General features: G+C 43.5%; 16 protein-coding genes and 3 tRNA genes. 6 read left to right on the top strand and 13 right to left on the bottom strand.

The window, feature by feature from the left end:
• Window positions 1-50 precede the first annotated feature (50 nt).
• From OCV39_RS19865 to OCV39_RS19855, 3 genes are all read right to left on the bottom strand, one after another.
• Entirely contained in the window at window positions 51-377 is a 327-nt protein-coding gene (locus tag OCV39_RS19865) for a c-type cytochrome (RefSeq protein ID WP_017053119.1), read from the bottom strand.
• 90 nt (window positions 378-467) lie between these two features.
• The gene (gene ltaE / locus OCV39_RS19860; protein ID WP_261889801.1) at window positions 468-1,472 is read right to left on the bottom strand and encodes a low-specificity L-threonine aldolase; all 1,005 of its coding nucleotides are present in this window, start codon (window positions 1,470-1,472) and stop codon (window positions 468-470) included.
• A gap of 10 nt (window positions 1,473-1,482) precedes the next feature.
• Entirely contained in the window at window positions 1,483-1,998 is a 516-nt protein-coding gene (locus OCV39_RS19855) for an NUDIX hydrolase (protein ID WP_017053117.1), read from the bottom strand.
• 293 nt (window positions 1,999-2,291) lie between these two features.
• Between OCV39_RS19855 and OCV39_RS19850 the strand changes: the two genes are divergently transcribed.
• From OCV39_RS19850 to OCV39_RS19835, 4 genes are all read left to right on the top strand, one after another.
• Window positions 2,292-3,953, top strand: a complete 1,662-nt coding sequence (locus OCV39_RS19850; protein WP_261889800.1) for an ATPase RavA domain-containing protein — start codon at window positions 2,292-2,294, stop codon at window positions 3,951-3,953.
• 11 nt (window positions 3,954-3,964) lie between these two features.
• A complete protein-coding gene (viaA, locus tag OCV39_RS19845) occupies window positions 3,965-5,410 on the top strand; it encodes an ATPase RavA stimulator ViaA (protein ID WP_113797888.1) in 1,446 nt (481 codons plus the stop codon).
• A 172-nt stretch (window positions 5,411-5,582) separates the two neighbouring features.
• Window positions 5,583-5,656, top strand: a tRNA-Cys gene (locus OCV39_RS19840).
• A gap of 182 nt (window positions 5,657-5,838) precedes the next feature.
• Window positions 5,839-7,440: an EAL domain-containing protein gene (locus OCV39_RS19835; protein WP_261889799.1), complete on the top strand. Its 1,602-nt coding sequence runs from the start codon at window positions 5,839-5,841 to the stop codon at window positions 7,438-7,440.
• 280 nt (window positions 7,441-7,720) lie between these two features.
• Here the strand turns inward: OCV39_RS19835 and OCV39_RS19830 are convergent.
• The 6 genes from OCV39_RS19830 to glpA form a co-directional block, all read right to left on the bottom strand.
• Window positions 7,721-7,796, bottom strand: a tRNA-Gly gene (locus tag OCV39_RS19830).
• A 34-nt stretch (window positions 7,797-7,830) separates the two neighbouring features.
• A tRNA-Leu gene (locus OCV39_RS19825) sits at window positions 7,831-7,917 on the bottom strand.
• Window positions 7,918-8,190: 273 nt separating this feature from the next.
• Entirely contained in the window at window positions 8,191-12,387 is a 4,197-nt protein-coding gene (gene fdhF, locus OCV39_RS19820; protein ID WP_261889798.1) for a formate dehydrogenase subunit alpha, read from the bottom strand.
• 506 nt (window positions 12,388-12,893) lie between these two features.
• Window positions 12,894-14,123 (bottom strand): anaerobic glycerol-3-phosphate dehydrogenase subunit GlpC, encoded by a 1,230-nt coding sequence (gene glpC, locus OCV39_RS19815; RefSeq protein WP_261889797.1) that lies wholly within the window; start codon window positions 14,121-14,123, stop codon window positions 12,894-12,896.
• The gene (gene glpB / locus OCV39_RS19810) at window positions 14,120-15,565 is read right to left on the bottom strand and encodes a glycerol-3-phosphate dehydrogenase subunit GlpB (RefSeq protein ID WP_261889796.1); all 1,446 of its coding nucleotides are present in this window, start codon (window positions 15,563-15,565) and stop codon (window positions 14,120-14,122) included. The genes glpC and glpB overlap by 4 nt, the downstream gene beginning before the upstream one ends.
• The gene (gene glpA, locus OCV39_RS19805; RefSeq protein ID WP_113797898.1) at window positions 15,552-17,261 is read right to left on the bottom strand and encodes an anaerobic glycerol-3-phosphate dehydrogenase subunit A; all 1,710 of its coding nucleotides are present in this window, start codon (window positions 17,259-17,261) and stop codon (window positions 15,552-15,554) included. The genes glpB and glpA overlap by 14 nt, the downstream gene beginning before the upstream one ends.
• Before the next feature lie 527 nt (window positions 17,262-17,788).
• Here glpA and OCV39_RS19800 point away from each other — a divergent pair.
• Together OCV39_RS19800 and glpK are read left to right on the top strand one after the other, a co-directional pair.
• The gene (locus OCV39_RS19800) at window positions 17,789-18,643 is read left to right on the top strand and encodes an MIP/aquaporin family protein (RefSeq protein ID WP_017051886.1); all 855 of its coding nucleotides are present in this window, start codon (window positions 17,789-17,791) and stop codon (window positions 18,641-18,643) included.
• 113 nt (window positions 18,644-18,756) lie between these two features.
• Window positions 18,757-20,271, top strand: coding sequence for a glycerol kinase GlpK (gene glpK, locus OCV39_RS19795; protein ID WP_113797900.1), 1,515 nt, complete (start codon window positions 18,757-18,759; stop codon window positions 20,269-20,271).
• A 244-nt stretch (window positions 20,272-20,515) separates the two neighbouring features.
• Here glpK and OCV39_RS19790 read toward each other — a convergent pair whose 3' ends face one another.
• The 4 genes from OCV39_RS19790 to OCV39_RS19775 all read right to left on the bottom strand — a co-directional run bounded on the left by OCV39_RS19790 (window position 20,516) and on the right by OCV39_RS19775 (window position 24,644).
• Window positions 20,516-21,925 (bottom strand): YfcC family protein, encoded by a 1,410-nt coding sequence (locus tag OCV39_RS19790; protein ID WP_017051884.1) that lies wholly within the window; start codon window positions 21,923-21,925, stop codon window positions 20,516-20,518.
• A gap of 27 nt (window positions 21,926-21,952) precedes the next feature.
• Window positions 21,953-23,062 carry an NAD/NADP-dependent octopine/nopaline dehydrogenase family protein gene (locus OCV39_RS19785; protein WP_017051883.1) on the bottom strand — a complete coding sequence of 370 codons (1,110 nt, stop codon included), beginning with the start codon at window positions 23,060-23,062 and terminating at the stop codon, window positions 21,953-21,955.
• A 192-nt stretch (window positions 23,063-23,254) separates the two neighbouring features.
• Window positions 23,255-24,181: a LysR family transcriptional regulator gene (locus OCV39_RS19780; RefSeq protein ID WP_261889795.1), complete on the bottom strand. Its 927-nt coding sequence runs from the start codon at window positions 24,179-24,181 to the stop codon at window positions 23,255-23,257.
• A 214-nt stretch (window positions 24,182-24,395) separates the two neighbouring features.
• A complete protein-coding gene (locus tag OCV39_RS19775) occupies window positions 24,396-24,644 on the bottom strand; it encodes a YgjV family protein (protein ID WP_029203287.1) in 249 nt (82 codons plus the stop codon).
• Window positions 24,645-24,675: the final 31 nt, after the last annotated feature.

Genomic DNA, 24,675 nt, shown 5'->3' with positions numbered 1-24,675 from the left:
ACCGATTATTCGGTGGGGCTTTTTTCGTTTAAGGGACGAAGGAAATGTAATCAAGGTTGAGAGGAATAGAAAGCCGCAATATCTTTGAGATCTTGATCATTAAGACGTTGAAGTTGCGTTTTCATCATGCTGGCGTAATCGCCCGTTCTTTGGTCATTTTGATAAGCTTTCATGGCATTGAAAAGGTATTGTGGGTTTTGGCTGTTCAGATTGGGGTAAGTATTGTTCTGCGCGATACCATTTTGTCCATGACAGAATACACAGCTTGGCGACTTTATCTTACCAAGTTTAGGGTCTCCAAAAGAGGCCGCTGTGGTAGACAATGACGTGAGATAAAAGAAAGAAGCAACGAGATGAGTCAGGAAAGGTTTAGTCATGAAAATCTCACATTAAGAATATAGAACAATAAACTAAAGCCTCCCCTTAGGGGAAGCTCAAGTCATCGTTCTATAAAAAGAGAGTGAGATTTAACGATAGGCTTTAATTTTTTCTAGTACCGTATCAATATCACGCTCAGATATATCGTTGTGGGTAACAAATCGAACTGGATTGCCAGGGCTGATGGTAATGCCATCCTGAGACAGCTTCTGCGCGAGAGATTTGATATCAACCGTGCTATCCAATTTTGCAAACACGATGTTGGTATGGATAAATTCAGGGTTAACATGAAACCCATCTATTGCCGCTAATCCAAGCGCGAGCTTTTTGGCATTGCTATGATCAATTTTGAGTTGTGGGACTTGCTCCGTGAGCGCTAATTTTCCAGCCGCCGCAAGAATACCCGCTTGACGCATACCCCCACCAAGCATTTTACGAATACGTCTTGCTTTGGCGATAAAGGCTTTATTACCAAGCAGCAGTGAGCCAATTGGGGCCGCGAGCCCTTTGGATAGACAGATCGTCATAGAATCAAAGTATTTGCCGATCTCTTTGACTTCCACATCTAATGCTGCCGCAGCGTTGTAGACTCGTGCGCCATCTAAGTGAAGTTGTAAGCCATGAAAATCGACAAACTCTCGTGCTTCAGCCAGATACTGCATCGGTAACACTTTGCCATTAATCGTATTTTCTAAACTTAGCAGTTTAGTTCGGGCAAAATGGCTGTCGTCAGGCTTAATCGCAGCCGTTAGTTTATTAAAATCTAGAGTGCCATCTGGGTTGTTCTCAATCGGTTGAGGTTGAATTGACCCCAATACCGCTGCGCCCCCGGCTTCAAATTTGTAGTTGTGGGCTTGTTGACCACATAAATATTCATCACCTCGTTCACAGTGAGACATAAGAGCAAGCAGGTTTGCTTGAGTCCCTGACGTGGTAAATAAAGCCGCTTCAAACCCATTCTCTTTTGCTACCCACTCTTCAAGTTCATTAACGGTAGGATCATCGCCATAAACATCGTCGCCAACTACTGCTTTCGCCATCGCATTGCGCATTGATTGTGTAGGTTTTGTTACTGTGTCCGAACGAAAGTCCATTTAAATTCTCCTAAATATAACCGCAAAGTTTGGCTTTACTTAAACATGCAATAGTTTTGGCATCAGTGATGCTTTCTTGTCGTATTTTATCTTCCAACTCATCAAGTGACAATGTCACAACCTCGATAATTTCGTCATCATCACAAGCGTAGCGACGAGTCTCACTGAGTTGTTTTGCAACATAAAGGTACTGTATTTCATCACAAAACCCAGCCAGAGGAGTGACAAGGCCAAGAGAAATGAACTCTTCACCACTGAATCCAGTCTCTTCTTCTAGTTCTCGTTTAGCGCATTCTAGAGGCTGCTCCCCCGGCTCAATCGTTCCCGCTGGTAGCTCTAAGAGCCACTTTTTTAATGAAGGGCGAAATTGATTGATTAAAATAATGTTGCCACTTTCTGTCACAGGAAGAATAACTGCAGCGCCGGGGTGGTGGATCATAGTGTGAGAAATCGTATTGCCGTTGGGGAGGGCGATATCTTCTTCAATGAGGGATATGTTTTTCCATCTATGGATAATTTTGCTCATGCAAATAGGGTCACTTTTTCTAGCATGCTGCCCAATTTTGGGTTGATAGCAGAAACCTTAACGATAAATAACGTTTAGCGAAAGCAAAAAAATGCAAAAAAGTTGTTAACTGACCACCTCAGTAGGTGATGTAGTTCCCAAAAGTGCAAACTATGATTGCCGTGAATTCCGTGGTACACAGATCTGATATAAGTACGAGTCAAATTTTAAATTACACTTGTAACAAAGTGATAACAAATGTATATATTTATTATATACATTTATAAAGTACATATTCCCCAAGGAGTTCCGGAATGATAAACACCTCGATAGCGTCTCATGCACAAAAGGCATTGCTTTCGGAACGTATTAATAAGCTTGCTGCTGCGCTTTCAGATGGTGTTTACGAACGAGAAGACACGATAAAGCTTTGCTTACTGGCCGCGCTCGCTGGCGAAAGTGTGTTTCTGCTCGGTCCTCCGGGCATTGCCAAAAGTTTAATTGCAAAACGATTGATACAAGCATTTGATAATAGCAGTTATTTTGAGTACTTAATGACACGCTTCTCTACCCCGGAAGAGGTGTTTGGGCCATTAAGCATTCAAGAGTTAAAAGATAATGGACGTTATGTTCGTTTAACCGAAGGGTATCTTCCTACGGCTCAAGTCGTATTTCTTGATGAGATTTGGAAAGCAGGGCCTGCCATTCTGAATACACTGCTCACTGTTGTGAATGAAAAGACATTTAAGAATGGCAGTGAAATCGAACGAGTTCCAATGAGGTTGTTGGTTTCGGCATCCAACGAGCTTCCCGATGAAGAGAGCGGTCTCGATGCACTTTATGATCGAATGTTAGTGCGAGTGTTTGTCAATCGAATTCAAAATAAGCAGAACTTTAAATCAATGCTTACCGTCGGTACGACGCAAGAAGCCATCATTCCTGAAGGGTTAGCCATTACCGATACGGAATACCACCAGTGGCAAGCTGAGCTTGAAAAACTAGAACTGACGGATGATTGCTTCGAAAAACTGTTCCAGTTAAAGAGCATGTTGGAAAAAACCATCGAGTCTAAAGGCATTGATGCCTCTGTCTCGGACATGTATGTATCTGATCGTCGCTGGAAAAAAGCCGTCAAGCTTCTCAAAGCAAGTGCTTTCTTTAATGGAAGAGATGCCATTAATCCTCTTGATTTACTTCTTCTGCAAGACTGTTTATGGAACAGCCCAGAATCAAGGGATTTGGTACGAGATGTGATCAAAGAGTTCGCCTTGCAGTATGCTTTTGATCAGCAAGAGGTGACTCAACAAATCGAACTGTGTAAAGAAGAGTTAGCGGATATTCAAGCAGAACTAGAAGCACAGTTTGGCGTAGTACTCACAATGGAAGCTGCATCTGGCCTATTGCGCAAAGAGGTATACCAATTTGATACATCGAAAGCGAAGCAGTACAAAGTGGGGAATGCCACCAACTTAGTCAAACTGGTTCTCCTGCAAAGTAACCTCTCTGTCTCGGAGTCTGAAAAGGGGGATAGCCGTTGGGTTTATGTACCTAAAGATGAACTTGAACGAGTCGTCAAAGAGGGGCATGGGGATGTCTATGGCTATGTAAACCAGAACACTAGCTTGTGTCGTTTACGTTTCGATCTCGATGCTTCAAATCAGTTGGTCATAAAAGATATTGCTAATCGAGCAGTGCTGGTTAGCGTGGTGACAACTGAAGGATTGGATGAAAATGTTTATCAGCAGTGGAACACGAAAGCGGATCAAGCTTTAGCTCAGCTTCATAATGCAGAACATCATTTAAGGCTTGTGAAATCTAATTTCCACGGAGCGCTTCCACATAACTTTATCGACCCTGAGCTGCCTGTTGCCATGGAATCGAGCTTGCAGTTAGTTTCTCAGTTACTTGAATCTACTCAAAAAGAGAGTGAAAAAATCGCGCAACGTATTATCAATCTGAAACATTTTTTTGAGTAAGAGGGGTAAGCATGCTAGGAGCCGATGGACTTAATTTAGCGCTGATGATTGCAGACTCCGGTATTATTGATACCGCAGTTAATGATCTACTTGCACGTTCACAAGTGATGATGGTGGCTGAAAATCAAGGTGTAAAAAGCTCAGTCAAAAACCACTTGAACAAGTGGCGAGGTAGTGTAAAAAAACGCATCACTAAAGTATGTGAAACTGAACGTTTTCAGCATGAACTCTCCCTTTATCAAGAAGTGATCCATTGGGATGAAGCGACATTTTTCTTAAAAATTAATGACGTCGTAAAAGAGCTGGAGTGGCACTCTGCTTTCTATATTCAAGCCCGCCGCTTACTTGAAAAAAACAAAGCCATCAATAATCCTATGTTCCCGCATTACTTTTGTGATCAGTGGTATAAAAGTCTATCCGATGCGATTAAACAAGCTCAAGTGTCTGAGCTTAAAGTGAATAAAGAGAAAGTGTTAGCCGATCTTTATCAGCGAATGGAAACCATGAAAAGCATGGATAAAGTGACAGATACTGGTGATGAAGGCAGTGTTGGTCGCTTATGGGATATGGCGTCTGCGAAGCTTAGCCGAACTGATTTAAGTGTCATGAAACGCCATGCAGAGTTCTTAAAGAAGAATAAAGGATTACAAGAGATCGCAGAGCAGCTTGGTCGCATGGCTGGGCAGGTGGATGATCCGGATTTAAACAAAGCACCAGCAGAAGAGCTGCAGATGGTGGAAGAGAAAAGTGATGAAGCGACAGATGATATTGTTGGCATTCATGAAAGTGATGATTTAAATAAACTTCTACCAAATGAAACCATGTTTTTAGCCTACCCAGAGCTTGAAGTGGTGTTTTATAAACATTTAGTTGATAAACGTCTCATGAACTATCGTATGCAGGGCAAATCTCGCACCTTACGTAAGGTGAGAGCGCATAAGCCTGAACATAAGCAGCTTGATGTAGAGAAAGGGCCCTTTATCGTTTGTGTTGATGCCTCTGGCTCAATGAGCGGCTTCCCTGAGCAGTGTGCAAAAGCGATGGCGTATGCGTTGATGCAAATCGCGCTAGCAGAAGAGCGTGAATGCTATGTCATTCTATTCTCTACAGAACAGATCACTTATGAACTTACTCGGCCTGATGGCTTACGTGAGGCGAGTGATTTTCTGAGTTACAGTTTTCATGGCGGGACAGATTTGGAACCAGTGCTGATCAAGTCGATTGATCTGATGAGTAGTGATAAATATCGAAATGCTGACTTAGTTGTTCTATCGGACTTTATCGCGCCGAAGCAGCCTGAAGAGGTTTTAAAGAAAGTCGCGCAGTTGAAAGCACGTAAGAATCGATTCCATGCCGTGAGCTTGTCTAAATATGGAAACCCTGCGTTGATGTCGATGTTTGATCATAACTGGGCATATCATCCAAATATTGTAGGGCGTTTAATTAAAAAGTGGTAATCATCACTTAAGTATTGCTGTTCAATAAATAACAGATCAGATCAAAGCTTCAGCAAGTTGAGGTAAATACAATCAAACAAATTTAATTTTCACTTTTTTGTTTGACTCTGTTCGCTCAATCCGTAAAGTATGCCCCAACGCAAAGGGAACACCCTAACGCGTTGAAAAATATGGCGCCTTGGCAGAGTGGCTATGCAGCGGATTGCAAATCCGTGGACCTCGGTTCGACTCCGGGAGGCGCCTCCAGATTTTGATAAAAAAACCTGAGCTTTTAAGCTTGGGTTTTTTTATGCCTAAAATTGCGTATTTTATGGATTGAGTCATAATTTTACCTTTGAGTTCTTGAACAAATTGTTTAAATGTATATCGTAAGGTAAAAATAAATTGTCCACCTTATCTCTACCAGCGTAATAGACTCAGGAAACTCAATGCCATTTCCTCAAATATCATTTAAATATAATGATGGTGTGAAAACCGTCTTGTTTTTCCTTTTTTCCTTTTTCATGTCCATGCTTCTCCTTGTTCCATTTGCCTCAGTACACTACGAAAATGTGACGTTAAATGCTGTCCATTCTGTTGAAGTTAAGCTAGATGCAATCAAGTCGGATTTCCAAAAGTTCATTGCTCAAGATAGCTCTGAAAAAGGGTGTCCATTAATGGTTCAGGAGTTACGACAAAGTGTTTTTGGAACCCATATGGTGAAAGAGGCTGCCTTATTTGATTCTAGTGGCCTTTTCTATTGCTCAACGACTGACGGTAGTGTGTCTTTTCAACTATTTGAGTCTATAGAGAGGCGTTTAGAGGCTACGAATACGACACTATCTTATTCAAGAGCAGCCGTTACTGGTCTGAAATCGATAATGTTGATATTCACAAATGGGAAGAATGGTGGAGTGAGTCTTCTCATTCCGCCGAAATATATCTATGACGTTGTTCAGTCAGAACTTGGAAAAGATGATATTCATACTAAAGTTGAAGTCATCGGAAGGGATATTAATCCAAGTGTTAGCAGTCGTTATTTATCTCATAAGCGGTTTAAATCGAAGAAGTACCCACTCTCTGTCACCTCGTATATAGATGGCTTATATTACTTTCAGTATATGTTGAACTATATATGGTTTGGATTTCTTATAGCAGGAGTCAGTACCGTCGCCATCGTTTTTCAGCAACACAAAAGACTTGTTCAGAGAAGTTTGGGTTTTTCATTAAACAACGCGTTAGATCAGGGTCACTTGCATGTCCATTATCAGCCCATTGTTGATCAACGCTCCAAAGAAGTGGTGGGTTGCGAATCTCTATTAAGATGGAATGATCCGATAGAAGGGGCGGTATCACCTGCTATTTTTATCCCTTTAGCTGAAAATTTAGGCTTAATCGAGGAGCTTACCTACTTTGTACTCTATGAAGCCCTCACTCTGATCGATAAAAATCCTGAGTTATTTGAAACTCGTTATGTCAGTGTGAACATAAGCCGTAAAGTAGCATCTAACGCTCAGTTTTTTGACAAAGTGACCTCTATTTTTGAAGGAAAAACTGAAGAGCTTCAAAAAATTGTGTTTGAAATTACGGAAAATGGGGAGTGCTCAGGAGAAAATATGAAGCAGATCCTCCTGAATCTTCAAAAATTCTCAGCACTCGGGGTGAAAATTGCCGTTGATGATTTTGGGACAGGGTACGCAGGATTAGACTTTGTTAGACAATTTCCATTTTCAGTCTTAAAAATAGATCGAGTGTTTGTTAAAAACATCACTGATGAATCGAGCATTGGGCTACCTTTGCTTGAATCGATGATCCAATTATCTAAGTCTCTTGATATGAAGCTTATAGTCGAGGGTGTTGAAAACGAGCTTCAGCTTTCCGTGTTATCTAAAATGGGCGTCAAATACATACAAGGTTTCTACTTCCATAAACCGATGCCAAGAAGTGAGTTTATCCATTTGCTGAAGAAGAACGTGGGGCAGCCTCAAACCGCTTCTGAACATCAACCTGCTTGCGAACCTGAATATCTTGGTAATATTCAATCTCTTTAATTCTGAGGCTGGTCACGAGTTGTCATCATAGCCTAACCGTAACCTTAGCGAGACTGTGCTTTCAGCCGGTCAATTCCAGATGCAAAAAAGCCCTGATATTTCTATCAGGGCTTATGCTTTCTTCATAAAGAAATTTGGAGCGACACACGAGGTTCCCTCTCTTTAAACCATTAGGCGTGACCTCAACCTTGGTAAGGTTGTGCTCTTTGCGGACTAACTCTAGATGCAAAAAAGCCCTGACATTTCTATCAGGGCTTAATACTTTCTACTTAAAGAAATTTGGAGCGACACACGAGGTTCGAACTCGTGACCTCAACCTTGGCAAGGTTGCGCTCTACCAGCTGAGCTAGTGTCGCATTGCTGAATTCAAAGAATACAGGCTTTAAAAGATGGTGCCCCGGGCCGGACTTGAACCGGCACAGCGCGAACGCCGAGGGATTTTAAATCCCTTGTGTCTACCAATTCCACCACCAGGGCACGCAATTCTTGATTGCGATAATCGGCACCATTGTCTCGAAAGACGTTTCCAATTTTCGTAAATTCTTTTGTCTGGGACAACTCACTGAAGACGAGACGTACTTTAACGTATTCTGGATAAGAGTCAATAATAAATTTTATTGTTTTGATTCAAGTGGTTAAAAACCGATCTTGCGACTATTTTACAAGCAAAGTTTGTCTAATAAAAAGGCATAAAAGGGAAAGCCCAACAGGTGCTGGGCTTTGTGACGTTATGTCATGAATTTGGAAAATTTAGTGTGGCTGCATCTCCAACACTTCGACTTTCACTGCTGCAACTTTAAACTCAGGGATCTTCGCATGAGGATCCGTGGCGGTGGTTGTAAGTCTATTTACAGGAGACTCAACAAAGTGGAATGGAATAAACACCACCCCTTTTTGCATTCGTTTTGTCACAAAAGCATCAATTTCGATAGAACCACGTCGAGTCGATACTCTTAGTGGTTGACCGTTCTTGATTCCAAGGGCTTCGGCATCAGCAACACTGATCATCGCACGTGGACCGGCTAGGTTGTTCAGTCCTTTTGTTTTACGAGTCATCGTGCCGGTATGGAACTGTTCAAGTACGCGACCTGTTGTAAGCACAAGAGGGAATTCGTCGTCAGGCAGTTCTGCAGCATACCTGAATGGAATCGCCTCCATTTGACCCCGCCCACGAGTAAACTGAGTTTGGTGCATAATACGAGTGCCTTCAGGGTTGTTTTTGTTACTCGGCCATTGGATCCCATCAATGGTGATGTTCTCCCAACGTAACCCGCCGTATTGTGGTGTTACGCGGGCAATCTCGTCTGTAATATCTGAAACGTGTTGGTAATTCCATTCGCCGCCCATAGCATTAGCAATAGATTGGATGATCACCCAGTCCTCTTTTGCTTCGCCAGGTGGTTTTACGGCAGGATTAATACGCTGAACTCGACGTTCGGTATTGGTAAAATGGCCGCCTTTTTCTGCAAAAGAGCAAGAGGGCAGGACCACATCCGCATACTGAGCGGTTTCAGTTAAGAAAATATCTTGTACCACCAAGAAATCTAACGCTTCTAATCCCTCAATAACGTGCGCTTGGTTAGGGTCACTCAACACCGGGTTTTCACCCATAACGTACATACCGCGCACTTCACGCTTACATGCGGCGTCAATAATTTCAGTTAAGGTTAAGCCAGACTCGATAGGAAGGTTTGGAGCGTTCCATTCCATTGCAAATTTTTGGCGAACTAATGGGTTATATACTTTCTGATAGCCCGGATAGTTATTCGGTAAAGCCCCCATGTCACAAGCACCTTGAACATTCGACTGACCGCGTAATGGGTTAATACCACCGCCTTCAATTCCGATATTACCGCAAAGAAGTTGTAAGTTAGCGATAGAACGAACGTTATCGTGTCCTGTTGTATGTTGAGTGATCCCCATTGAGTAGTAAACTGCGGTGCGTTCCGCAGTACCAATTAAACGAGCCATTGCGAAAATATCGTCTGCCTTAACGCCTGTCACTAGCTCTACTTTATCCAGAGCGTAGCTAGGTGACATGACCTCTTGCAGCAAGGTATCAAAACCATCGACGCGATCTTCAATGTACTCTTGGTCGTACCAACCGTGTTTGATAATTTGCTGCATGACCCCGTTAATCAGCATCACATCAGTACCGGGGCGGTGTGCTAGATACAATTCCGCGTGGTCTGAAATATCAATACGTTTTGGATCTGCAACGATCAATCGCGCTCCATGATGACGCACTGCCTGTTTAATGTGCGACCCAATGATAGGGTGAGCGGCAGTGGTATCTGAACCAATGATGAAAATGACATCCGAGTGTTTAATACTTGGAATATCATTGGTCATTGCGCCACTTCCTAGCGAGGCTTCGAGGCCAGTTACGGTTGAGGCGTGACACAACCGAGCACAGTGGTCCACATTGTTCGTTCCAAGCTCACGACGAATGAACTTTTGGAAGGCATAGTTATCTTCGTTGGTTGTTTTGGCAGATGAGAAGCCAGCTAGGGCATTACCGCCAAATCCATTTTTGATGGCACTGAATTTCTCTGCGACGAGTGTAATTGCCTCATCCCAACTCGCAGGCTGTAACCAGCCATCTTTTCTGATGAGCGGCGTGGTTAAGCGGTTGTCATCGGCGATAAAGTCGAAGCCAAAGCGTCCTTTAACACACAACATGCCTTCGTTTACTGGAGAGTTTGCCCCTTCAACATACTGAATTTTATTGCGTTGCTCGTCCACATACATGGTGAGTTTACAGCCGACACCACAATAAGTGCAGATCGTATCAACCGCTTTTAATGTTTCGGTTCGGCCTTGAGAACGATCACGAGCATCGGTCATTGCGCCTGTTGGGCAAGCTTGAATGCAAGCGCCACACTGAACACAGTTAGAATCACCCATTAAGGTTTTATTTGCCCCAAAGTTTGGACGGCATTCAGGACGAGAAGCGGGCGTTCCATCTTTATTGGTCATAAAGCTTAGAATGCCGTGCACCGATTGATCTCGACATGCTTGTACACATTGACCACAACTGATGCAGCGGTTTGCATCGAAAATCACAAATTCTGAACTGCTATCGACTTCGAATTTTTGACGCGATTCTTTGCAGCGATTCTCTTGCCAGTAGTAGTTCGATTGAATGTCGATAGCATGGTCGAAAGTTTGTACTGCGCCATATTCGGTCGAATAATCACGAAGGTCACAATCAGTATTGGCTTGGCAACCACACTCTAAGCATCGTGCTGCTTCAGCGATTGCATCAGCATTATCAAAGCCAGTCTCTACTTCATCAAAACTCTGTGCGCGCTGTTCTGCGGTGAGCTCCGGCATGATTTTACGCGCGACTTTTTGTAGATTCTCAAATTGCAGCGGATCTATTTGCTTAAGCTTCTTCTCTTTACGTGAATTAAATGGAGTAACAGGGATATTTTCCATGTCACCATTGAAGAAGCGATCCATGGCTTCGGCTGCGATACGTCCATCACCAACGGCTTCGACTGCGGTGGCTGGGCCACGACGAAAATCACCAATACTGAATATGTTGCCCGTTCCGCTATGCATTGTTTCCGGATTCGCGTCCGCCGTATTCCAGCGAGTTAATGGAATTTCGAGTGATTCGTTATCCATAAAGCTCAGGTCTGGCTTTTGTGATACTGCCGCAACCACCGTATCAAAAGCTTCTGTGAAAAATTCACCTGTCGGTTTTGGACTGCGTCTGCCAGATGCGTCTGCTGGACCAAGCTTCATGCGCTCTAATCGAACTTCTTTGACACGGCCATTGTCGTCGCTCATGTTTTCGACGGGGTTGGTTAAAAAGTGAAATTTCACCCCTTCATGTTCTGCTTCTTCAATTTCGTAATCTTCAGCAGGCATTTCATCGCGAGTTCGACGGTAGATGAGTGTAGTGTCTGCGCCATCACGTACTGCCGTTCTTGCGCAGTCAATTGCAGTATTACCACCTCCAATAATGGCGACTTTTTTACCCGTAGTATAAGTTTGTTCAGTTACATAATCTTTTAGGTAGTCAACACCAAGATAACAACCATCAAGTTCGCTTCCGGTGTAATTCATCTCTACCGCTTGAGATGCACCAACCGCGAGACAAACGGCATCATAATCTTCACTCAAACTTGATAAGGTAAAATCAACACCAAGTTTTTTGTTGCACTCAATCACCATGCCATTGCGGCACATTAATTCTATCTCTTTATCGAGAATGCTTTTAGGTAAGCGGTATTCTGGAATGCCATAACGCAGCCAACCACCCGCTTGAGGCATGGATTCAAATACAGTGACTGAATAACCTTCATTTGATAGAAAATAGCCCGTGGTTAATCCGCCAGGGCCACTACCCACAATAGCCACACGTTTATTTTTGTCGGCTTTCTTCGGTGGTGTATAGCTCTCTTGGGCGGCTAAATCGGCATCTGCGGCATGTCGCTTAAGTTGTCGAATTGCGATGGAATCATCCACTAAACCTCGACGACATTCGGTTTCACAAAAAGCAGGACAAACGCGGCCAATTGAGAGAGGCATAGGAAGAGTGCGTTTGATGACCTCGATTGCTTTTTGGTGATCGTTTTGTGCGATATGGAATAGGTATGATTGAATATCGACACCCGCAGGGCAGGCGGTTTTACAGGGTGCTTCGCAATCTGCATAGTGATCCGTCATGATACGGTTTAGCGCTTTCTTTCGGTGAGCGCTCAGAGCCTTAGATTGAGTAATTACATTGAGCCCATTATAGACTTCAATCTCACATGAACGTTTTGTTCCGCCACTTTCCACTTCTACGACACAAAGATCGCAGGGCACTTTATCCGCCGTTTTATTGAGTCCGCATAAAGATGGAATGTCGACACCACAGACTTTGGCTGCTTCGAGTAAAGTTTGCCCTTGTTCGGCAATTCTATGTTTACCATCGATAACTATTTGAACCATACGTTCCTCGCTTATTGAATGCGGATGTGCCTCGAATGAGTAATTCTCGATTACTTTCAAAGCTTTATATTTATTCTGGCATGTTGCGTTCAATGCTATTAGCTCGTAGTAGACCTACATGGGAGCTATTCCCTATTAACCATAATAAAATGAGGGTGAAATGCGTGTGACATTACCCTCATAATCCGCACTCTGTCTAGGGTTAATTTTGCATATTTGTCGTATTAAACCATCTTATTGATAGAAATAAGAATAGTTGCGATGTGGACTCTGAAAATAGACTAAAAGCTCTATAAAAATAGTGAGATAAGTCAGTAGAAGAGGAGAAAAATTAAGCCTAATTATGGTAAGAGATAAGAGATAAGAGATAAGAGATAAGAGATAAGAGATAAGAGATAAGAGATAAGAGATAAGAGAGGGCGGCCGTGGATGACTGATGAACCATGGCCGCGCTAAGGATGCTTCTTGCTTCGGTATTTTGAGATATTGCTAATTCAGTTGTTTGGTTACTCGGCTAACGCCATGGCTAATAAACTAATAGGGTGAATCGTTTCGAGTTGAGTATTTTCTTCTATCTGCCATTTACAGGTTTCGCAGTCAGTGATCGCATAGTCCGCTTCTGATGATTTGATTTTCTCAAACAAATGAGAGCCAATCTTCATTGAAGTGTCGTAGTTTTCCTCTTTGAATCCATAAGTTCCGGCTAGCCCACAACATTCGCTATCAAGAATAATAACTTCTAATCCTGGAATCATTTTGAGCAGTTCAGTGGTAAAAATCACGCCGCCGCTGCGCTCTAAGTGACAAGGAGTATGGTAGACAATACGTTTATTTATTGGCTTCATTTTTGGCGCGTTACCACTCATGAACTCTTTCAGAAGGAATCGTGTGACGTACTGGATTTTTTGTGCAACCTTACTGTTGTCGACACCAAGCACATGTGGGTACTCGGTTTGGAGTGTAAAAGAGCAAGTTGAAGACGTAGAGAGGATTTCAGTTTGGTAGGTCCCAACCACTTTTTCCATATTCTCAACATTGAGTAACGCATTTTTTCGCGCTTTATCATGAAAACCGTTGGCAATCAGAGGTACGCCGCAACATTTCTCTTTATCAAGCAGGCGCACACCAATGCTCATCGCGTTCATGACTTTGATGAAATCTTTTCCAAGCTGAGGGTGGTTATAATTGACGAAACAGCCATGAAAGTAACTGACTTGTCTTGGGTAAAGCGGTTGGCTCGTACAGTTCTGCTTAAACCAACGACGGAACGTACCGTGAGAATATTTCGGGAGCGATTTGTGATCGTGTACGCCAATGGTTTTGTGCATGACTTTCTTGACGATATTGATCGACGTTGCCGCATTGACGATAGGCGCGACAGGGGTCGCTATGGAGCCGAAAAGATCGGTATGGCTGAGCACGAAATCTCTAACCGTTTTTGGGTTGAGTTTTCTTTTTTCGTATTTTCCTCTCGCAACCGCGATAATGTCGCCAATCTTAACGCCAGAAGGGCAGGCAGTTTCGCAGCGTTTGCAGTTGGTGCAATACTTGAGTACATCGTCGTAATAATCTGCACTCTTAATTCGTAGGCGTTCACCATCTGGACCGCACTGTTTTGGGCCCGGGAAATCAGGGTTTGCTTTCGCAACAGGGCAGTAAACCGTACATACTGTACATTTAATGCATTGATCGAAGCTGGTGTCTTTAGACGCGTTTTCTATGAAGGCTTGGCTCATAAACACACCTCATCTGTTGTTTGTTCGTTTTGTGGTGATGGCTGTTCTGATTTGTACTGTGCAGGCTCATCAGTTTTAAAGCTGTTATCTGTTTTAGATCTATTATCTGTTACAGAGCTGTTATCTGTTATAGAACTATGGTCGAATGACTGAATGATCGCTTCACTGATGGAGTGGGCGGTACTGATCGCAACGCCACTGCCACTTCCTTCTACGACAGGATTGTAGTGAGCCAAAATGGCCCCTGCGCAGTAAACGTTATTCAGCGTTTTGCCTGCAATAGAAGGGCGGAAATGTTGATCGGTTTCAACACCAAAGCTCATGAATAAGTGGCGTTTATCGGTGAAGAAATCGTGTTCACGCCAAGTTTCACGAAGCCCTGCGTGGCAAACATCTAGGTTAAATACGGGCTCGCTTATCTCCTGATGCCCGGCGATTAAACCTTTGCTGAAGAAACTACCAGAAGCAAGAATGTAGTGTTCCGCTTTAAGAGGTAAATCAGACAGGTTTTTGGTGTTTAAAATGGACAACTCAGTACCATTCTCGGTCTCATTGATTTCTCCACCAATCGCATAATCACCTTTTAAAAGCGTGCCGCCTAAACGGATGAAAGCTTGGCTCATTGTCTCTTCGACGCGAATCCCTAGTAGTGATGGCGGCATGGTGGGAACTTCATGGAAATTGAGTCCTGTTCTGGCTTTGAGTTTCGTCATCAAGGCCAAACCGTCACCGTTACCCAAAATGGCAGGTAATACAACTAAGTCATCTTGACTTGCGTGAGTCATCAGTTGATCGGCAAACGCATTGAATTCACTTTCATCTTTCAACACTCTAGACAGGTCGATAGAGCGAAGTTCATGCGGGTTACGCTCCATGGTTTTGAATGCGTTGATAGAGACATTCAAGCTAGAGACTTCGATCCCTTTGAACATCGGATCTTTTGCTAAATTGTCGACGGCAATCTGTGGTTGAAAATCGCGGAAGCCTTCAATGGAGACCATCATTATCTTTTTGAATGCAAGGCTCGACGCTTGTGTCGTCACTTGGTGTACAAAAGGTTGCGACATCCACGTTGCTTTCAATGTTCCCATAGGGGTAATGCGAAAATGATTTTCACCATTGGCTTGTTGATGCAAAGGTAAACCAAGTTGCGTTAACTTGTGTTGGTACCAATTGAGTGCATTCTTAACCTTCGCTGCACCTAACTTCGCGTAAGGATGAAGCGGAAAGTTCTGTGGAAATTGCCTAATTGCATTTAATGGGAATTGAACGGCTTGGTGATCGGGGGTTTGACCAAGCAGATCAATGGAGCCTGATGAAAAATGCATGGCACTTTGACCTTGGCTAACCAGTACTGTTTTCAGGCCAGCTTCTAAACAACGTAATCCAGCCGTATAGCCTGCAACGCCACCGCCAATAATCGCCACATCAAATTGAATCATACATTTCTCCTAATTTATTTAGGCTGATCTCGTCTTGATTAACCTCGGTGTTCTTATTTTCTTCTGTTTGTGGTTGAACCGCTGGTGGAATATCGCCAGTGCCAAACAAGCCTTCATAAATCCAGTAGCTGAATTCCGCTTCTCTAAGGGCATCGCCCCAAAAAATCGGTTTGATCCCTTTCCATCTCTCTTCTAAAAAGTGTTTCAGCAGTTGGCTAGACTCAGTACCCGATGCATTGCCGTATTCTTCAAATAGGCTTGCGGCACGATAGGTACATAGTTCACCTTGGCATGGGCCCATCCCTAGACGGGTTCTGCGCCTTAGATCTACAAGATTGTGAACATCAAGGTTTTTAATCGCGTATTCAATTTCGCCAGCGGTGACCATTTCGCATTCACAAATGACGGCTTGGCTTTTTTTATCATCCGACAAGAAAGCTTCTGCGCGCTCTCCGTGACGATAAATTGCCGATTCATATACAGGTTTAGCCAGACTTGCCGTGTGTTTCTTCTGTTTTGGCGTTTCATTTGAGCCTGGAAGAGGGCGCAGGTGAGTAGTACATGGCGCAGAGTTATCCAGTTTATGAGCAATCAGATCAGTAGCGTGTTCTGCCATGAGTCGATAAGTCATCAACTTACCGCCGGTGATTGTTGTTAGGCCATTCAACCCATCGCGCTCGGCATGGTCTAGGAGAACGATACCTCGACTAATATTGCGACCACTTCCATCATCATCAACGGCCACAAGTGGACGAACACCAGCATAGGCTCTTAGCACGCGAGTGTTTGCCATGATTGGAGCCAGTTTTGCGCCTTCTTCTAATAGAATATCGACCTCTTTATTGGTGACATGGAGATCGTCGATTTGGTCATAGTCGATATGTTCAGATGTGGTGCCGATAAGTGAGATGGTATCGCCAGGCACTAAAATGTCGGCATCAGAAGGTTTACGGCAGCGGTTGATGACAAGATTGTTGATTCGGTAATCCAAGATCAAGAGTGACCCTTTTGCAGGGAACATTTTGATATTGAGTTCCGCATACTCGCAGATATTTTGTCCCCAGATCCCAGCAGCATTGATCACCTCACGTGCGATGATCTCAAATTGATGATTATTGCGCAGGTTGAGGCAGCGCACTCCTAGTACCGTATCGCCCTCACGAATCAGCGAAGTAACCGTTGTATGAGTGAACAATCGAGCACCATGTTCTTTGGCATCTAGAACATTTGACGCACATAAACGAAAAGGATCGAGCGTTCCATCAGGTACTTTGACTGCGCCAATTAGATCAGGGTTAACGTTAGGTTCAAGGGCGAGAGCCTGTTTGCGTGTCAGTTGTTCGGTTTCAATCCCTGCGTGGTTACAAGAAGAGATGAACTGTGATTGAAAGGATAATTCATCTTCTGGGAGTGTAATAAAAAGACCACTTGTGTCTTCGACGCAATGTTTCGCAATTCGCTTAAGGTTCTGATTTTCTTGGATACACTCTCTAGCTGATTCAGGATCAGTAACCGCATAACGCGCACCTGAATGGAGTAGGCCGTGATTTCGACCTGTGGTTCCTGAGGCGATGTCATCTTTTTCCAAGAGGATGCATGGAATACCGCGTAAAGCACAATCTCGCATTATGCCGGTTCCTGTTGCACCCCCGCCAATAATGACGACATCAGTTTCAAAGCGTGTCGTAGTGGTCATATAAAGCCCTGCATCAAATAATTAACTTACGAATAGTGTGTCATTTTTGGAAGTTAATGTTCGAGAGTTGGCTCACAAATGTTCGTTTGAGCATTTTATGGAGTGATTGAACTTGGCGTAAATGTAAAATAATTGAATGAATCAGGTAATTTTGATCGTGAATTTGATCTGATGCGTTTTAGTTCGATCTATAAACACTTGTTTTGTATGTGGTTACTTGTTAATTCATTTTGTTTACACAACTGTAAATAGGTCTGCAGGCCATGAAAACATTAGCTTTGTTGGTTTCTATAAATTTCAATATGGAAAACTGAGTGCATAAATTATAATTTGAAAAATGCTCTTTATGGAGTTAAAACTCTAATATAAAGAATGCGTCATTTAACAAAAATAAGTCATATTTGTTAAAATTTTGTGCTCGAATGCTCATTTTTGTTGGTTGCTTATGTTCGTGTTCGTTTTTATGTGCACAATGTTCTCCGTGCACTGGGCGCACATTTACTATAAAACGGACAAGGACATTTATCATGACACAAAACAAACAACACACTCTCTTAGGAGAGTGCATAGCCGAGTTTATCGGCACCGGATTGTTAATCTTTTTTGGTGTGGGTTGCGTGGCAGCGCTAGTACTGACAGGGGCTGAATTCGGTCAATGGGAAGTCAGCATCGTTTGGGGTTTTGGTGTTGCAATTGCTATCTACTGTACCGCAGGTGTATCAGGTGCACATATCAATCCGGCAGTGACCATTGCACTGGCGGCCTTCCATGGTTTCGACAAGTCTAAAGTGGTTCCATATATCATGGCACAAATGGCAGGCGCATTTTGTTCTGCTGCGTTGGTCTATAGCTTATACAGCAACTTATTTGTTGATTACGAAATTGCGCACAACTTTGCTCGTAGTAGCGAAGAAGCGTTAGCAACAGCCGGAATATTCTCTACTTATCCAAATGCCTCCCTCTCTTTCTTTGGCGCTTTTGCAGTTGAATTCGTAATTACCGCCGTATTAATGTTCGCAATTTTGGCTCTAGGTGATGAAAATAATGGCGCACCGCGTGGTGCAATGAATCCTCTATTAATTGGTGTGTTGATTGCTGTGATTGGTGGCTCTTTAGGTCCACTGACAGGTTTTGCAATGAACCCTGCTCGTGACTTTGGTCCAAAACTATTCGCTTTCTTTGCTGGATGGGATCATGCGCTAACGGGTGCGAAAGATATTCCTTACTTTATTGTTCCAATTCTTGCTCCGATTGCGGGTGCATGTTTTGGTGGTTGGCTATATCCAAAAGCGATTGGCGCGTATCTACCAGTAACTGGCCAAGGTTGTACCATTCCAAATCAGTGCGATACGGAAGAACAAGCAGAAGAAGCACGAGTTTAATTTAAGATTGTTTTGTGATTTACGTAAAGTGAGTGTCCATAAACTTGTCTTTCGTGAAACAAATCGTCTCCCTACATATAATAATGAATAGAAGAAACAAAAAGGAAATTACCATGACTGAGCAAAAGTATATTGTAGCCCTAGACCAAGGCACTACTAGCTCTCGCGCTGTTATTCTGGATCACGATGCCAATATTGTGAGTGTCTCTCAGCGTGAATTCACCCAAATTTATCCTCAAGCGGGTTGGGTAGAACATGATCCTCTAGAAATCTATGCTACGCAAAGTTCGACCCTAGTTGAAGTGTTAGGCAAGTCCGGTATTCGCAGTGATGAAGTGGCCGCGATTGGTATTACGAACCAACGTGAAACCACCATTGTTTGGAACAAAGAAACAGGCAAGCCAGTTTATAACGCGATTGTTTGGCAATGTCGTCGTACCGCGTCTATTTGTGAAGAGTTGAAATCTCGCGGGTTAGAAGAGTATGTCCGCGAAAACACGGGGTTAGTTTTAGACCCGTACTTCTCTGGTACAAAAGTAAAATGGATTCTAGATAATGTTGAAGGTGCGCGTGAAGATGCAGAAGCGGGCAAGTTGTTATTTGGTACGGTCGATACTTGGTTAGTTTGGAAAATGACACAAGGACGCGTGCATGTAACTGATTACACCAATGCTTCTCGTACTATGCTGTTCAACATCAATGACCTTTGCTGGGATGAAAAACTTCTGAAAGAGATGAATATCCCTCTTTCTATGATGCCTGAAGTGAAGCGTTCTTCTGAAGTGTATGGCAAAACGAACATTGGTGGTAAAGGCGGGACTCGTATCCCAATTGCGGGTATCGCGGGTGACCAACAAGCGGCATTGTACGGTCAAATGTGTGTTGAAGCAGGACAGGCGAAAAACACTTATGGCACAGGCTGTTTCTTGTTGATGAATACCGGGCAAGAAAAAGTAACGTCTAAAAATGGTCTGCTTACCACATTAGCTTGTGGCCCTAAAGGTGAGCCTGCATACGCACTTGAAGGTGCCGTGTTCATGGGTGGCGCTTCAATTCAGTGGCTACGAGATGAAATGAAGTTACTAGCGGACGCAAAAGATTCTGAATATTTTGCAACAAAAGTAGACTCATCAAATGGTGTTTATGTGGTGCCTGCATTTACTGGTCTAGGCGCACCGTATTGGGATGCTTATGCACGTGGCACTATTGTTGGTTTAACTCGTGGTGCGAACTCTAACCATATTATTCGTGCAACATTGGAAGGGATTGCTTACCAAACTCGCGATGTGTTGGATGCAATGCAAGCTGATTCCGGCATTAAACTTTCAGCGCTTCGCGTTGATGGCGGTGCCGTGGCAAATAACTTCTTAATGCAGTTCCAATCTGATGTGCTGGATACTGAAGTTCATCGCCCTGAAGTCACCGAAGTGACAGCGCTTGGTGCGGCTTACCTTGCTGGCTTAGCGGTAGGTTTCTGGGATAGTGTGGATGAACTGAGTGATAAGGCCGTTCTTGATCGCAGCTTTACGCCTCATGAAGACGAAGAGAAGCGTGCTCGTCGCTATAAAGGTTGGAAACGAGCGGTGCGTTGTGCTCAAACATGGGCTGAAATGCACGACGAAGATTAAAAGTTGATGCGCTAATTTAAGTGCAAAGTAACTCACTCTAAGCTAAAACCGTATTGTCTATGATCCGATAGATGATGCGGTTTTTTTGTTTGAGAATTTGAACGCTGAAACCCGAAAACCGAAGCACGAAAGTAAAGAGTGCCTTAATATTCGTTCTAAAGAGAAAAGGCTAGAAATGACGGTGCATGTCTAGCCTTGTGATCTTGACGTTACTAATATTTGGGCTGTTTGGACAATAATCCGATTATGCCCCTATCACGACACCCAAGCTAAGTAGGGCCATGATCATGATAGTTAGCACGCCAATCAGTGGGCCGATGAACTTAAGCCATGAAGAGTAGCCAATTCGACCAATGGCTAAACCACCCATTACCACACCTGATGTCGGCGTAACAAGATTTGGTAAACCTGAAGCTGATTGGAATGCCGTTACAACAAGCTCACGACCAACGCCAGCAAAATCGGCTAATGGTGCCAGTACAGGCATAGATAGTACGGCTAAGCCTGATGAAGAAGGTACGACTAAACATAACACCGCTTCAACCCAGTAGATGGCATTGATGAAAGTGATCTGCGGTAGGCCAGCTAATAATCCTTCTGCATAATTAAGAATGGTGTGAGTGATATTACCGTTATCCATGACGACCACTAACCCGCGAGCGATAGCGATAATTAATGCGACACCGAGCAAATCACGGGCACCATCCACAAAGCTATTGGTGATATCGGCTTCTGGCATTCGAGCAATTAAACCGACAACAATACTAGAACCAATGAATAGAGCGGATAATTCTGCCATCCACCAACCTGCAATAGAGACGCCCCACATCATTACGGCGAAGGTTAATGCAAAAATGGCTAAAACAATCTTTCTAGTGGCGTTCAGCTCAGGCACAGCTTGAGTTTTACCGTGCAAGAAGTGCTTTTCATTCGCTTCTTTTTGGCTTGCTACAATAGAGAGTGAAGGGTCGCGTTTGACTTTCTCGGCATAACGCATCACGTAAATGACGCAAACAAGCCAGCCTAACACTAGAATCGCTAGTCTTAGCCCAATACCATCCATAAAGTTGACTTCAGCGGCGTTAGACGCGATCACTGTTGCGAAAGGGTTGATGGTTGAGCCTAAACAACCTATGCCTGCACCGACCATGATAATGGCGACACCAACAATACTGTCATAACCCGCGGCGATCATAACGGGGATAAGCAGGGCGTAGAACGGAATTGTCTCTTCTGCCATACCATAAACGGTGCCACCAAGAGCGAATAGACCCATTAAAATTGGGATCATCCACTTCTCTTTGCCACCTAATTTGCTCATTGTTCCTGCTATACCAGCATCAATGGCCCCCGTATTGGTCACAACCGCTAAGTACCCGCCAATCACCAGAACAAATAGAGCCACATCTACAGCGCGAGCGACGTAATCATTCGGATCGTAGAACCCTTGAATGGGCGCCATGAGTATGTCGACGATCCCTTGTGGGTTCGCTTCTACAGTATGGTAGGAGCCCACAAGGGGCACCATTCTACCTAGCGCTTCATTGGTCTCCATTTGGTATTGACCCGCAGGGATCAACCAAGTAAGGGCGGCCATGACTACGGTGAGTAGCATCAAGATGGTATAGGCCGATGGAAACTTCATTGTCTTCATTTGAAAATCCTCTTCGTATTTTTATTATTACGCGACAAAGTTCATGATCTCGGTGACAGACATGCCAGCAAGCCCCATCTTTTCCAGAGTTCGTCCATCCTGAAAATAGTTGGTGTCGTTATACGCGTTATCGATGTGTAGGCAAGCATTCACTAGTGGGGTTGGGATGCCCGTTAACTTTCCTAATTCGAAACAGGGGACGAGTAAGTAAGCGGCATCTTCGGTGATGTAGCGATTACTCGCAGAATTTGGCGCACTGTTAAGTTTGCCGTGGGTTTCGGAAGTGCGATTAATTTCGTAAACCGTTTCACATTGCATCGCATACAGTTCGTTCATTGCATCAAGCTCAGGTTTAAGATTGAGATTCAGAGCTTTACCCACCGCTTGGCGCTCTTTTTCCATTACTGCTGCCGCTTTTGCCGTAGAGACAGAGCAACAATCTTTGTAATAATTGAATTGGCCATCAAAGTTTTCGAGCAGACCCATATTGAGGGTGGTAAGCAGTGGATGCCCGCCGAAGTTGATGTTTTCTAATCCTGCGCTAATCACATTCGAAAGTGGAGTCAGAGGAAGCGGCATCACTTTCTGCATTCGCTCAATGGCAGCCTCGGTTTTATTCGCAGGAAATGCCGCCACCGGAAGAAACTCTTTCATGCCTAAAATAGCCAATTGAGCCGGGCCTACAATACGGGTTGCCCAAGGGATAGAGATGGCATCGACAAAGGTAATATCGAGGTCTTTATAACCATGAGATTCTTTAATTTGATTAAGCACCAGGGAGCCATAGTTACCAGGCATCAGCATGATGGTTTGTCCGTCACGTAGATGAGGCAGCATAGCGATGAACAGCGGCTCTTGAGCAAACGATGGAACCGGTAGAATCAACAAATCAGAATAGTCGATGGCATCCTTCAGCTCTCTTGTGATCTGATCGATCGCTTGGAAACCTGAAAAATCGAGAGGCACAGCATTAAATTCGGCGAGGGCTTCGATGCCGCCACGCTGCTCAATATCGGTTAAAGGTTGATCAAAACCTTGAGCGCCATATAGACACACTTTGGCGCCATGAAGAGAAAAATGATAAGCAGCAGTGAGGCCAGCGTTACCGGAACCGATGATGGATACATGAGAAGTCATGTTCATTCCTTTATGTGATTAAGTTGATAAACACCATAAAAAGGAACGACTGGAATGAACATTGCCGAAGGCTGAGGTCAGTATGCAAAAAAAGTATACTGACCGAAGGGTTGAATTTAAGTTGTTGATTTATATTTCAAATAATAGAGGTTTAGATATTATTCGTTGAGTGCCATTATGTGACTTATCTAGTTAGCCATCTATTAAGTCACGGGTGGGACCTATTTTTAGGTAGATATTCATTGAGTCCGCAAGCAGTAAGAATTCTTCGATGAAGCGTTCCGCATGGCGATGAATCGGCTTTAAAGCGGGATAAAGGATGTCGAATTCGAAGGGTAGGCTAAATGTGAGAGGGCGCATGACGACATCGGGATGCTCGCTTGCCATATGAGCGGTGAGCGGATCGGTGATGGTTATGCCAACACCTTCTCGAACTAAAGCTGCCGCAGTAGAAGCTAAAGAGACTTCGACTTGCTCAATAATAGTGAGGTCATTGCGGCGTAATAGCGTGTCTATTTGTCTTTGAATGTGATCTTTTTCGTAACGGATGAGCACTTGATCAGCAATGTCTCGAATTTCGATATAGCTCTTCTCTGCCAGTGGTGACTCTGCAGGAAGCAAGCAGACACATTCACAAGAGACACGCTGCGCAGTGATACCAGCTAATGGTTTATCAATGAAAGCGAAACCAATATCTGTGGTTTGGCTCTGAACATGGCGCAGAACATCTTCAGAACGATAAGTTTTGAATCCAACTTTAACCTGTTGGTTCTGTTTTAGAAATGTGGCTAAAATCCGAGGAAGAAAAGCATTGGAAAGCAAAGGCATCGCTGCGATGTGTAACGAACCAAAATGTCGATTGCGGATGGATTGTGCTGCACTATCTAAACCATTCATGGCTTCAAATACTTTGGATACTTCTAAGTAGAAAGCGGCGCCTTCATCGCTGAGCGTAAGGCTGTTACGTTTCCGACTAAATAGGACAAACCCAAGACGAGATTCAAGAGAAGAGAGTAGTCGACTTACCGCAGGTTGACTTAAGTTGAGGCGTTCAGCTGCCGCTGTGATCGTTTTGCATTCGACAATGGCTTGAAAAGCGTTGAGTTGAGAAAGTTTCATACACGTCGATCTTGAGGAAAAAAGTCACATTAGCAATTTAGTTATTAAAAGTCTTTGATAACGAAAGCAGTTTGAAATGAAAAATCATAGTTAGCCACTTTGAATTAATGTCGCGTTTTTTTAATACAAAAAAGCCCTAACAACATGATTGTTAGGGCTTTTTAAAAATTCGGGTCTAAAAAACTAGGTCTTTAAAAGCTTGATCTTTAAAAACTTAAGCGTTATCAGTTGCTAGTGTTTTTTTTTCTTGCTGCATTTTCATTAAGAAATATACGTTAACGCAAGCGATGAAGCCATTTGTTAGTACAACAGGGAATGAGTCAATCATTAGGCCGTATGCTGTGAATAGACCACAACCAACGAAGTTAAGTACGCGTAGACGAACGATGTCTTTCATTGTTAGTGAAATAGCAACCATGATCGATGCTGCGTAACCTAGGATTTCAACCATATTAAATTCCATTGTTTTTCTCTCTTAATGTTTGCCGATGTTG

The sequence above is a fragment of the Vibrio cortegadensis genome (assembly GCF_024347395.1).
In the GTDB taxonomy this organism is placed as follows: domain Bacteria; phylum Pseudomonadota; class Gammaproteobacteria; order Enterobacterales; family Vibrionaceae; genus Vibrio; species Vibrio cortegadensis.
This window is presented reverse-complemented; position numbering and strand designations above follow the sequence as displayed.

What these genes read in the sequence shown, in the direction of transcription:
- OCV39_RS19865 (WP_017053119.1), bottom strand. Translation starts at nt 377, where the DNA reads ATGACTAAACCTTTCCTGACTCATCTCGTTGCTTCTTTCTTTTATCTC.
- ltaE (WP_261889801.1), bottom strand. Translation starts at nt 1,472, where the DNA reads ATGGACTTTCGTTCGGACACAGTAACAAAACCTACACAATCAATGCGC.
- OCV39_RS19855 (WP_017053117.1), bottom strand. Translation starts at nt 1,998, where the DNA reads ATGAGCAAAATTATCCATAGATGGAAAAACATATCCCTCATTGAAGAA.
- OCV39_RS19850 (WP_261889800.1), top strand. Translation starts at nt 2,292, where the DNA reads ATGATAAACACCTCGATAGCGTCTCATGCACAAAAGGCATTGCTTTCG.
- viaA (WP_113797888.1), top strand. Translation starts at nt 3,965, where the DNA reads ATGCTAGGAGCCGATGGACTTAATTTAGCGCTGATGATTGCAGACTCC.
- OCV39_RS19835 (WP_261889799.1), top strand. Translation starts at nt 5,839, where the DNA reads ATGCCATTTCCTCAAATATCATTTAAATATAATGATGGTGTGAAAACC.
- fdhF (WP_261889798.1), bottom strand. Translation starts at nt 12,387, where the DNA reads ATGGTTCAAATAGTTATCGATGGTAAACATAGAATTGCCGAACAAGGG.
- glpC (WP_261889797.1), bottom strand. Translation starts at nt 14,123, where the DNA reads ATGAGCCAAGCCTTCATAGAAAACGCGTCTAAAGACACCAGCTTCGAT.
- glpB (WP_261889796.1), bottom strand. Translation starts at nt 15,565, where the DNA reads ATGATTCAATTTGATGTGGCGATTATTGGCGGTGGCGTTGCAGGCTAT.
- glpA (WP_113797898.1), bottom strand. Translation starts at nt 17,261, where the DNA reads ATGACCACTACGACACGCTTTGAAACTGATGTCGTCATTATTGGCGGG.
- OCV39_RS19800 (WP_017051886.1), top strand. Translation starts at nt 17,789, where the DNA reads ATGACACAAAACAAACAACACACTCTCTTAGGAGAGTGCATAGCCGAG.
- glpK (WP_113797900.1), top strand. Translation starts at nt 18,757, where the DNA reads ATGACTGAGCAAAAGTATATTGTAGCCCTAGACCAAGGCACTACTAGC.
- OCV39_RS19790 (WP_017051884.1), bottom strand. Translation starts at nt 21,925, where the DNA reads ATGAAGACAATGAAGTTTCCATCGGCCTATACCATCTTGATGCTACTC.
- OCV39_RS19785 (WP_017051883.1), bottom strand. Translation starts at nt 23,062, where the DNA reads ATGACTTCTCATGTATCCATCATCGGTTCCGGTAACGCTGGCCTCACT.
- OCV39_RS19780 (WP_261889795.1), bottom strand. Translation starts at nt 24,181, where the DNA reads ATGAAACTTTCTCAACTCAACGCTTTTCAAGCCATTGTCGAATGCAAA.
- OCV39_RS19775 (WP_029203287.1), bottom strand. Translation starts at nt 24,644, where the DNA reads ATGGAATTTAATATGGTTGAAATCCTAGGTTACGCAGCATCGATCATG.